This window comes from Kiloniella sp. (genome assembly GCF_048259265.1).
Lineage (GTDB): Bacteria > Pseudomonadota > Alphaproteobacteria > Kiloniellales > Kiloniellaceae > Kiloniella.
On the sequence record NZ_JBLXHT010000003.1, the window covers coordinates 448,888 to 461,080 of the forward strand.

The 12,193-nt window shown below is 45.6% G+C and carries 6 protein-coding genes; 5 read left to right on the plus strand and 1 reads right to left on the minus strand.

Features of this window, described 5'->3' with window-relative positions; translation table 11 throughout:
- The first annotated feature begins 19 nt into the window (after positions 1-19).
- The 5 genes from ACN0QW_RS08165 (at position 20) to ACN0QW_RS08185 (ending at position 5,918) form a co-directional block, all read left to right on the plus strand.
- Positions 20-1,348, plus strand: coding sequence for an HlyD family type I secretion periplasmic adaptor subunit (locus tag ACN0QW_RS08165; protein WP_417430418.1), 1,329 nt, complete (start codon positions 20-22; stop codon positions 1,346-1,348).
- A 174-nt stretch (positions 1,349-1,522) separates the two neighbouring features.
- The gene (locus tag ACN0QW_RS08170; RefSeq protein ID WP_417430420.1) at positions 1,523-2,230 is read left to right on the plus strand and encodes a transglutaminase-like cysteine peptidase; all 708 of its coding nucleotides are present in this window, start codon (positions 1,523-1,525) and stop codon (positions 2,228-2,230) included.
- A 69-nt stretch (positions 2,231-2,299) separates the two neighbouring features.
- On the plus strand, positions 2,300-4,393 hold the full coding sequence (locus ACN0QW_RS08175; protein ID WP_417430422.1) for an HD-GYP domain-containing protein: 2,094 nt from the start codon (positions 2,300-2,302) through the stop codon (positions 4,391-4,393).
- Between the two features lie 9 nt (positions 4,394-4,402).
- Positions 4,403-5,491 carry a trypsin-like serine peptidase gene (locus ACN0QW_RS08180; protein ID WP_417430424.1) on the plus strand — a complete coding sequence of 363 codons (1,089 nt, stop codon included), beginning with the start codon at positions 4,403-4,405 and terminating at the stop codon, positions 5,489-5,491.
- A gap of 160 nt (positions 5,492-5,651) precedes the next feature.
- On the plus strand, positions 5,652-5,918 hold the full coding sequence (locus ACN0QW_RS08185) for a hypothetical protein (RefSeq protein WP_417430426.1): 267 nt from the start codon (positions 5,652-5,654) through the stop codon (positions 5,916-5,918).
- Between the two features lie 159 nt (positions 5,919-6,077).
- Here the strand turns inward: ACN0QW_RS08185 and ACN0QW_RS08190 are convergent.
- Positions 6,078-12,193: VWA domain-containing protein (locus tag ACN0QW_RS08190; protein WP_417430428.1), on the minus strand; the 6,116-nt coding region annotated here is incomplete at its 5' end.

Consider the following 12,193-nt stretch of genomic DNA (forward strand, 5'->3'; position numbering starts at 1 on the left):
CACAAGGATAAAGGCCATCATGTCTTCCATGTCTAAAAAGGACGAAGATCTACTATTTGCTCCGGACCTACACGCGGCAACCATGCGTAAGGGACGCCGTATTGCCTACACTCTCACTTTCACTGCCTTTATGTTTTTCGTAATCTTCGGAACATGGGCAAGTATGGCTGAACTTGACGAAGTCACGCGCGGTGAAGGTACATTTATCCCAGCGCAAAAAACCCAGATTATCCAGAACCTCGAAGGTGGTATCATAACCGAACTCATGGTTCAGGAAGGGGATATTGTCGAAAAAGGGGACATCCTGCTTCGTATTGATAACTCACAGGCGACGTCCAATGTGAAAGATTCGAACGAACAACTAAAAATTCTGTCTGCAACGGTCAAAAGACTTACGGCAGAGTTGAACGACAAACCGCTTGAATACACAGAAGCCGAGATAAAGAACGCACCGGATCAGGTTGCAGATCAAACCTCGCTCTATAATGCACGCAAGCTCCAGCAAGATGCGCAGATCAAGGTTCTCGAAAATCAGTCCCGCCAGCGTCGTCAAGAAGTTGCCGAAGTCCGAAGTCGTATAGGGCAACTTCGCAATTCGTTGGCATTGGCACGCGAAGAACGTAACATTACAAAGCCACTTGTTGATAAAGGTATCTCACCAAGGCTCGAGCTTATTCGTATTGATCGACAGGTCGCAGATCTCGAAGGTGAAATCAAAACCCTTCAGACAAGTTTGCCGCGTCTTGAAGGCGCAACACTCGAAGCGAAACAACGCATTGATGAAATGGTTCTGACCACAAAGGCCGAAGTCTCTGACGAACTAAATAGGTCACGTGCAGAGATGAAATCATTAAGCGAACGGGTTGCGGCAGGTGTTGATACCGTCCAGCGAACAGATATCAGATCCCCTGTACGCGGAACAATCAAAGAACTCAAACGTAATACTGTTGGCGGCGTTATTCGTCCTGGTGAAGACATCGTCGAAATTGTCCCGCTTGATGATACCCTATTGGTCGAGGCAAAAATTAGACCTTCGGATCGTGCTTTCCTTCGTTCCGGGCAAAAAGCAACGATTAAGGTTACCGCTTATGATTTCTCTATTTACGGCGGGCTTGAAGGTAAACTTGAACGGATATCTGCCAGTACGATTAAAGATGAAGAAGGCGAAAGCTTCTACCGCGTCTATCTTCGTACCGAAGACAACAAGATTGTCAGCAAAGGCAAAGAGCTTGAAATTATTCCCGGGATGACAGCAAACGTTGAAATCCTGACAGGTAAGAAAACTGTGATGGATTACTTGCTAAAACCGATCCTGAAAGCACGAGATTCTGCGCTGAGAGAAAAGTAAGCCTTTATCTCAAATTAGTTATGGTGGGCTCCAATACGTGGCCCACCATCAACACAACGTGTGCGCGACAAATTAAGATCATACACACCGCAAAAATTAAGACTCTTTTAAGCGGTTCTTTGTCATTTTAGAAGCTACATACTTTTACTATTTTTGGCGAACGCGACGCAGCTCTTGACCCATTTAAAGCCGTTACAAATCATTAAAAAGGCTGTCTTAATCACTGCCTTGGCTTCTGTGTTTGTAAACACAGTATCAATAGAGACTGCGCATGCCCAATCACTTGGCGATCTGGCAAAAGCAGCCAAAGGCAAAGGGACAGCCCTTTTCAGAACGGTTGAGTTCCGATCTAAGTCTTTCAAGGCCTTGCCGCAATGGGCCCGTGTTTTAAAAAAATCCAAAGCAGAAATTAAACTATTAAACGCGTGCGCGAACAACGCAGCCAGCTGCAAAACACCGCAACAGAAATCGTGGCGAAAAATTATTCAATCCGCCAAAAGCATGTCACGGCGTCAAAAACTTGATACCGTAAACAAGTTCTTTAACCGTTGGCCCTATAAACTGGACAGCGAAGTTTACGGCGTTAGTGAATATTGGGCATCACCAAATCAATTTATGCGCACATCCGGCGATTGCGAAGACTATTCCATTGCCAAGTTTTATGCTTTGAAACAACTGGGTTTCAGAGACAATGAAATGCGTATTGTTATTTTAAAAGATAGTATCCGTGGTATTGGGCACGCAGTGCTGGCAATATACGAAAAGAACGATATTCTTATATTGGATAGCCTGTCGAATCTGATACTAACACACACAAAATATCGGCATTATATACCACAGTATTCTATGAATTCGACGACACGTTGGGCACATATCAAATAAGATGATAATGACACTTCAGATATGCGCCAGGAATACGAATGCTCCCCGGGGGGGAAAGAGCGGAGACCAATGAAGAAAAACGGTAAAGAGAAATTTGAATTTCACGCCATAAGCGACATAACAAGCTCTGAGCGTCCCGCAAATCGGCGAACGGTGGTAACTGCTGCTCTGGTTATTGGTGCGCTGATACTCTTATCAATTATTGTACCCGGCGTGATCATTAATGATAGGAAGAGCAGCGTTATTGCCAAGGTGCAGGATCGACAAGAAATTCTGGCATCGAGCAGAAGTGAGCTCGTCCAAACCTGGCTTGATTCCATCCGTGCGCAATCAGACCGACTTGTTACAAACGAGCTTTTTCGTCTTTTTGCCTACGAAGTTGATCTCGCGGGCGGTGACTTCACGCAAATTGTTCCCCCAAAACCCGGTGAAGACCCTGATTCCAATCTAGGGGTATCTTTATTTGAGCAGTTGCCTTTTATGGAACGCGTTCTCACTGACTTTACAATCAACAGTGATTTCACAACCAGTTATCTTTTTGGCAAAACAGGGGTGGCGTACCTGACCAGTGGCGGTGCAGACCCTGTCTCTGAGCAACAAAAGCAACTTGCTATGTCCACCTTTGGACGCAAAGAAGTTACTTTTGGCCCTGTCCGGGTTGATGCATCGGGTTTGGTGATGGATCTTTTACTACCCGTATTACCAGCTCAGTCAGAAGCAGATCAGGAAGAACCTGTTGGCTTGATGCTCCTCACCTTTCCTGTCACCACAAAATTTGGGGAATTCCTTTCTCAACGTGCGTTATCTGAAGAAGGTGAAGTCACCAGAATGGTTCAGATAACCAACAAAGGATTTCAAGAGATAATACCCCAGAATTCAGCATTAATCCGCAACATCACCCTGACATCAAACAACCAAGATATCTTTGCCTTTGCCCTTCGCCCGACAATTGGGGTTGCCGCAAAAGAAGTCTATTCCGTCGGTTCTGCTTTAATCCCTGATCAACTGTGGATCTTTCAGGAAGTCGATCGTGCCAGCGCAGAAAAAAGCCTGATAGAATTCAGAAACATCGCTTATCTGCTTGCTGGGTTTATTGTTTTGATTGTTGCCGCCGTCTTCCTTGCGTTCTGGTGGCGCCTAAACAGCGAACATAATGGGGCCCTAGCTAAACAGTTCAAAGACCTTGCCACACGCATCCATGCGCAAAAGCAGCTGTTGGATAAAATCAACGGGTCTATTGCTGACTTCATTGGTCTGAAAGCTGTCGATGGCAGTTATCGTTACGTTAACCCTGCCTTTGCCAAGGGGGTTGGGCGAGAAGAAGATCAGCTTCTTGGTATGGATGATGCCGCTATCTTTGGCACAGGTACTGCGGCCAGAATGTCGATCAGTGACCAGAGCGCCGTTTCTTCCGGTGGTGTCGTCACCAATAATGAGCGGGTCTTCCTGAACAACAAAGAGCATCATTTACAAATCAGCAAGGTACCTTTTGTTGGTGAGGACAATCAGGTTTCCGGTATTGTCTCTGTTTTCCGCGACGTTACTGAAATTGTCGAAGAACAGCGCAAGAAAGAAAAAGCTGTAAAACAAATGGTGACAGCATTGGTTCGCGCCGTGGAACTTCGTGATCCTTATCTTGGCGGGCACTCACGTCGTGTTTGCCTGTTTGCCCTTATGGTTGGCAAGCGGATGAACCTCAGTGAACCAGAAATTGCAACATTGGAAATTTCTTCCAACTTGTCTCAAATAGGTAAACTGGCTATTCCCCGCAGCATTCTGAACAAACCAGAGCGTCTGACACCGGAAGAAATTGCCGAAATCCAAAAACATCCAGAACATACGCAACAGCTTTTGCGTGGGATTGATTTCGATCTGCCCGTTCTTGAAACCATCATGCAAATGCACGAGCGTCTGGATGGCAAAGGCTATCCCCGTGGGTTGGTCGGTGATGAAATTCTTATTACCGCGCGTATCCTTGGAGCCTGTGATGTTTTCTGCGCACGTATTGAACCCCGGTCCTATCGTCACGGGCTGGAACCACTTCGGGCGCTAGATATTCTTGAAGACAATAATGATCGCTATGATACGGGTGTCATTATCGCCCTGCGGGATGTGGTCAACTCTGTCGAAGGCGAAAAGCTTATCGCTTCTATTCAGCAATAGGCTTAACAGATGCACATGCAAACGCGACTGTTGAAAGCACTGTCTTTGGGAATATTGCTTTTAACAGTCCTGTCTGCTCTTGCCCTGTATAGTAAGACTGTAAATGCATCCCAAAAGCTGGCAGTTCAGCAACGTATTCTCGTCAATGCCATGGAATATCCGTGGAGCACAATCGGTAGACTGAATGCAGCCGGACGCGCCCACTGTACGGGGGCCATGGTCAGCGAACGCCATGTTCTCACCGCTGCCCACTGTATTTATGATGCCAAAACAGGGCGGTGGCTCGCCCCACAGGAATTGTATTTTATCGCGGGATATCAATTCGAAGAATATAAAATTAAATCAAAGATAAAATCCTATAAAAAATCCGAAAACTACAAACCTAAAAACGAAGCATCCGCCCGCAATACAGAAACAGATTGGGCTTTGTTAGAATTAACAGATCCCATCGGCACTCAAACGGGGTGGCTAAAGCTTTCTTCCCTAAGCAACGCAATCATCGACAGAATAAACACAAAACAGGCCGTACTTATTACCTCAGGCTATCGCGCGGGTGCCCCACATGCACAGACTGTGGACTTTAATTGTCAGCCACCGGGAAAAGTTAAAAATCCCGGGAAGGTCAAAAACCCTGGGAAGACAAAGAATAATGACGGCATTGCGCATCGTTGTTTTTTGCAAAAAGGTGACAGTGGCTCTCCCCTACTCCTCTTTGATCAACAGGATTTCTCTATTGTTGGTATCAACGTCATCGGCATTGAAACAGATACACGTGGGGTTAATACCTATGTAGGCGCCTTAAACGCCCAGCGGTTTCACCCAGCGAATGGTAAACCTGATGTCAGGAAAAGTATTCGAAGCCTGGATTTTCTATGGGACAAAGGTGCAAAACCCGACCAAGGAAGCAAAGCATCTGCATCGCCAGAACGGACAATTGCGGCTTTACTTGCCCGTAAAGGGTATCTTACAGGCAATCCACTAAGCGCACCATCACAGGCGATTACCACTGCGGAAACCCGTTATAAAAAAGAACAAGGTAAAACCCACCTGAAAACGCGATTACAGCTTTTGGATGATATTATCCTATCGATAGAGTAATATAGACCAGATTTAATTGATCATTCGTCCCTGACTTGACCTAGGTTTGTGCAAATTCAATGATAAGCAAGACAACAAACATTTTGCCCCCCATTCAAGCGGCACAAACAAAATTAGACAGACACAGTCAGATACCTACCACTGTTAAAGGATAGTCCCCATGGAACATGTATTCACAGATGGCGTTGGTTCCATCACCGTCGTTAACGGCAACGTTCGTATCGAACTCCGCCAGATTGTCCGGGACCAGAAAAACGTCGGCAAGCTGATCTCTGAACCAACAACAACACTCATCATGCCCCTGTCATCTTTAAAAGACGCAACCGTCAAACTCGCCAACACCATGGAAAAAATACAATCGGATGAAAAAGCCAAGGCCCAGATGGACAAACAGGCCGACGATGAAGATGCCTTGACGCAGTTGTAGGGTTTAAAGCATTTCAATATTACTCATCAACTCAATAAAAAACCTCTTTGATCTAGTGATAATCAAAGAGGTTTTTTATGAGTAAACAGAAACCGATACCAAAATCCCCTACGAAAAAAGGCGCCCGAAGGCGCCTTTTTCATAAGCTGACTACTTACTTTAAAGCGTGGTCATATTCAGAATGTGATCATCATCAACTTGGACTTTGATGATTTCATTATCACCAACACCACTTAGTGTCGCAACCGTTGTGAAACTATTGCCATCTGATGATACAGACACAGTCGTAACACCAGCCGTAGAATCTAAGTGAACATGGTCGTTGATGTTTCCATCGTTCAGTCCATCCAATGCAGCCTGATCAAGTCCAGCTTCAATCAAAAGATCATGAAGGTTCAGAATATCACCATCACCATCATCCGCTGTTCCATTGAAATCAGTAATCACATCTTGGCTGTTAATATCACTGAGAACAAAAGTATCAGAACCTGTACCACCGGTCAGAACATTAGCGCCGGTACCACCAATCAGAATATCATCACCACCACCGGCATTGATAATATCCGCAAGCGAGCCACCGATCAGGATTTCCCCATCATCAGTACCTGTCAGCGTCAAGCTATCAACAGTACTGATCACAACTGAAGCATCATCGCTGTCTGCGCCATCTTCAACAGTATAGTCAAACCCTGGTGTTGGAGTGCTTACGCCGCTGTTATCAACAGAAAGCCAGAGATCATAATCGCCATTATCAGTACTGCTATATGATTCTACTCGTACATAGTACGTACCGTCAGAAGACGCCGTATACTCAAGATACGAATCCAAACTATCGTCATCCCACTGATCTCGTCTAGAGCCAGCTCCTCCATTCGTGAAAAGAGAATCATCATTCTGCTCAATCTCACCACCAGAAGCATCATACAGACGGACACGTGTATCAACACTATCCATACCACTTGAGCCATTGTCGATATCAAGAACTAGCTTCTCACCAGCAAGGAGAGATACCATGACATAATCGTAATCAATACTACCATTATTCATAACTCTTCCCTTGAAAAGGATACTCGGCAAAGCAGCATTTCCAACATTGAGAGCATTACCATCAGTAACAGGCCCCCACTGGGAACGATCCGTTAAATCAACAGCATTTGCTTGTGAGTTATTGGTATCATTATATCCACTATCATATACAGCTTCATTGACCACAGTATAACCAGAGCCAAACGAGTGATCAGCTAGGGTAAATGTTGTCTCATCAGCAGAACCATCATGCGACGTTGATCCACCTGTTGTATTACTAACACCACTAATGTCACGGGCACTGCTGCCCCCGTCATTCTGTGTCAGTACCCAATCAGGAATATCAATATCACCAGATGTAATGTTGGTAATGACACTATCATCCACTGCACTTAGTGGCTCAGCAGCAGTAATATTCAGAACTGCTGATGAAGTATCGCCGTCACCGTCTGTGATTGTATAATTCACAGCCAGATCAGCTGCTTCACCCTCATCAAAGATCAGAATAAATTCGTCCGTTGCCGTATTGTACCCGAACTCAAATGTTGCTCCGTCCAGCTCCCATGAGTTTGTAGAACCATTGAACGTTGCCGGAACACCATCAATAGAGATCGCTGTTACGCTTGCACCATCAGCACCCAGATCATCGTTGGCGATCAAGGAACCAGAAGCGATCTGCTGCGTCGTACCTGATGCAGCCAGCAACTGTGCAGCCAAATTGGCAAAGTTCGGTACAGAAACAAAATCGTATTGATCAGCAGGAATACTTGGATTCCCACTATCTCCACCACCTTGATTCAGGAAGTAATCTTCAAGACCATCTTGAACACCAGAGCTTGTACCAATACCAATACCTGTAACCTGAACATCGTTGTTGATAATCGACGTAGCAACACTTTGATCAATCTCATCATGATTATTTGAACCAGAGTTCGGCTCACCATCACTGATGAAATACAAATGGTTCTGGCTAAGCGGCAAGTCCGTGATCGGGTTCGTCAGATATTCGGAATTATTGGCGAACAAAGACTGCATACCAGCATCATAGTTCGTCGAACCTCCGTTATCGTAATTCCCCCGAACTGTGGTCAAGGTATCATCCAATGTCGTCGATGACAGAGAACCATTGTTATTGATACGGACGAAGTCATCCAGATCAATACCACCAACACCGTTATCCTGGAAGACAAAGCTACCGTAATCTTCGGCATCCGATCCAAAAGTAACCAATGAGAAAGCCAGTTTTTCTGGCGCACCATTTGTTACAAGATCAGTGATGAAGGTACGTACTCCATCAATCTGGGACTGATAGTTTGACTGACCAACAGAGCCACTTTCATCCACAACAAACGCAATATTCTGTGGAAGAACGCTGCTGTCAGTTGTTGTTTCGACAGCATCATTCTCTGCAGTTGGCACATCATCAATGATTTTGATTGAAAGCGTGCTGCTGGCGGTGTCGCCATCAACATCTGTCACTGTAACATTCAGGTTATCGAACAGATTGTTTTCACCGTTATCTGCCGGACCATGACCAGTTGAATTATCAACAAGTGTATAGGTGTAGCTAACTTTGCCATCAGCAGGATCATAGGACGTGATTTCAAGTGCATTACCTTCTGGTGTTGTAATCGTCACAGGTGTGAACACACCAGCACTAATCACAGCTTCTCCACCAATGGTCAGATCACCAACACCATCTGGTGTCGAGATATTGAAATCGCCGTTTTGAACCAAAGCACCAGAATCCGGGCTGGACCCATCCGCAAGATTGTCTTCATCAACAACTGCATCACCACCATCAGCAACAGCAGTAAGGTTACTAATTTCAACATCCTGATCAGTATTTTTCAGCGTCAATGTCAGAGTAGCAGTATCGCCATCACCATCACTATCCTTAACGGTATATGTGAAAGTTTCAGTCAGCGTTGCACCACCAGCCAGCGCAATAACATCCGGATCAGTATAATCCAGCGCATAGCTGTAGTTACCATTGGCATCAACTGTCAGTGTTCCGTATGTACCAACAACTGTTGTACCACCAGACACATTGTCCCAAGTAATTGAACCGAAACCATCAGCACCGAGATCATCTGCATTGCCATCTGTTGTATTGGCATCACCATTCGCAACATCGACACCAGTAACAACGTTTCCGGTTGCAACATTTCCAGAAGATCCAACATTACCGTTCAGTGCATCAGCAAGATCCGCAAAAGCAGTGGTAACAACTTCGGATGGCGCATCAACGATACCGACACCGAAGAAATCTTCGAAAGTCTGAGGACTAACACTGTCACCAATTGCAACAGCCGTCAGTTCAATCGCGCCGCTGTTAAGCAGAGCCTTACCGTTGTTATCAAGAACAACATTATTGCTACCGATAGAGGAAGCACCATCATTACGGTTTCCATCACTCAGGAAGAAGACCTGGTTATTAGCACCAGGTTGTTCCGCATAACCCGCTCCGCCAGAATTGCTAAATAGCTCTTCAAGACCTGCTTCGAAATCAGTAACACTACCACCTGAATAGCTATTTCCATCAGGTTGGGTAAAGGTACCATCCGCAGCTGCATCCATTGCCGCATTCAATGTTGCCAGATCAGTAAAGACACCCACAGTTCCAGCATTATCATCGAAGGCTACAATCGAGATCGTTACATTTGGATTGCCATTAAACAATGTCGCCGCAAATGCTTTGACACTATCTACCTGCGCAGCACGTTCTGTAGAATCAACGCTACCGCTGAAATCCATAACAATACCGATATTCTGTGGCGGTACTGCATCAATACTTACTTCAATGCAATCCACGTCATCAACAGCGGTTGGTACATCGTCAATAACAGCCACTGTAACTGGCGCGCTTGCCGTGTCACCGTCCGTATCTGTCGCAACAACGTTCACGCCACTGATATCAATAGAGCCACCACCAAGATCATGCTTCAGTTCATCACTAAGAGTAACGGTAACTGTCGCTGTTCCTGTGTTCCCTGCCGTTGCTGTTCCACCGCTTACAGTCAGAACAATTGCAGCGCCTTCTGAATCAGACCCTGTCCATGTCAAACCATCGCCACTTAGAGACCAAGTGAAACCTTCATCAATCCCGGCAATGCTTGGATCATTTGTACCATCGAACTCGACAGTCACAATATCGTCTGAACCAGCCTGGAAGGTAATTGTACCATCATCAACATCAGATGGCAGGTTCACTTCGCTAACGCTCAGCGCCAACGGCCCACCGGACGGATCTGTTACAGTTGGAATACCACCATCATTGATCGTAATAACCAACTCGGCAACATCCGTATCACCATCGCCATCTGTGATCGTGTAGCTAAAGGTATCTGTCAGAGGTGACGCATTGTTCAAGTTGCCATTCGCTTCATAGCTATAGCTACCGTTTGCATTCAGTGTCAGCGTACCGTAACTACCGACAATCTGCGTACCTACAGAACCTGTCGGCTCTGTACCAGTATCATCACCAGTACGAACACCCGTAATCGCAGGAGAAGCGGCACCATCTGCACCAAACTCATCGTTACTGAGAACACCGTTGGCAGTCGTAACTGTCAGTGTCTCACCCTCAGTAATAGAACCGCTGTCATCAGCTGCTGTTGGAACATCATCAACAATTTGTATCGAGAGCGTATCACTGGCACTGTCACCATCGGTGTCTTTTACTGTCAGAGCAATATCATCAAACAATGCATCAGAACCTGGCGCATGTGTTTCATCATCAAGTAGCTCGTAACTATAACTAACGACACCAGTCGCCGGATCATACCCTGTGATAGTAAGGATATTACCCAACTCAGTGATAACTTCTAGATTAACTGTTCCGGAATTAAGCAAATGAGCTTCTGTGAACTCATAAGGAGTTGCCGGCTGACCTTGAATAATAATACACCCAAGTCCGTCGATCGCTGAAATTGCAAAGTCGCCCGTTACAGTCGTTGATTCCGGCGTATCATCACTTCCATCAAGAAGATCATCCTCGTCAACGATCGCATCACCACCAGTCAACGCAGGTGTAAGATCAGTAATCTTGACACCATGATCTGCCCCTTTGATTGTCAGGGTCAGAGTTGCCTCATCTGTATCACCATCACCATCAGTAACTGTATAGGTAAAGACTTCCGGTAAGGTATCTCCCAATGGAAGATCCGTTACTGCTGAATTAGAATAATCCAACGCGTAGCTGTAGTTACCATCAGCATCGACTGTCAACGTGCCATAAGTACCAACAACAGTCGTGCCACCAGCAGTTGCACCATCCCAAGCAATTGATCCGAAGCCGTCTGCACCCATGGTATCAGCAACGCCATCAGTCGTATTCGCATCACCCCCAGCAACATCCGTTCCGGTAACAACATTACCCGTCGCAACTGGCGCATTATCTGTTGTTCCATCTAACGCATCTGCTAGATCTGCAAAATTAGGAACAGAGACATAGCTATACTGGCTTACCGGAATTGATGGATTACTTGCATCAGAACCATCAACAGCGAGGAAATAATCTTCCAGGCCATTTTCAACAGAAGAGCTAGAGCCGACACCAATACCAGTAACCTGAATATTGTTATCTGTAATCGCCGTCGCGATATCAGTATCAATTTCAGAAGAAATACCGGTGCTAGAGGAATTTGGACCACCATCACTGATGAAATACATACGATTTTCAGCATCAGGAAGACCAGAAACCGGGTTCGTCAGATATTCTGAATCTGACGCGAACAGAGACTGCATTGCTGCATCATAGTTGGTTGAACCACCATTATCGTAATCTGCCCGAACCGTGATCAGCGTATCATCAAGTGTTGTTGAAGAAAGAGTACCATTATCGTTCAAGCGGACAAAATCATCCAGATCCAGTACACCATTGCCATCATCTTGATATACGAATGTACCGTAATCTTCGGCATCCGATCCAAAAGTAACCAACGAAATAGCAAGTTCTGCCGGATCACCCTGTGAAACTAGGTTGTTCATAAACGTGCGAACACCATCGATCTGGGTTTCATAATTCGATTGACTAACAGAACCACTTTCATCAACGACAAAAGCAATATTCTGTGGCGGCAAATCACCAACAACAACCTCAACACAATCTGCATCATCAACCGCTGTTGGACCATCATCCTCAAACACAAGGTTACCACCGAGATCAATATCAGCAGAAGCTGTATCACCGTCTCCATCAGTAACTGTTCCGGTTAAGGTAACAAGACCATTGCCAAGTGTTACTG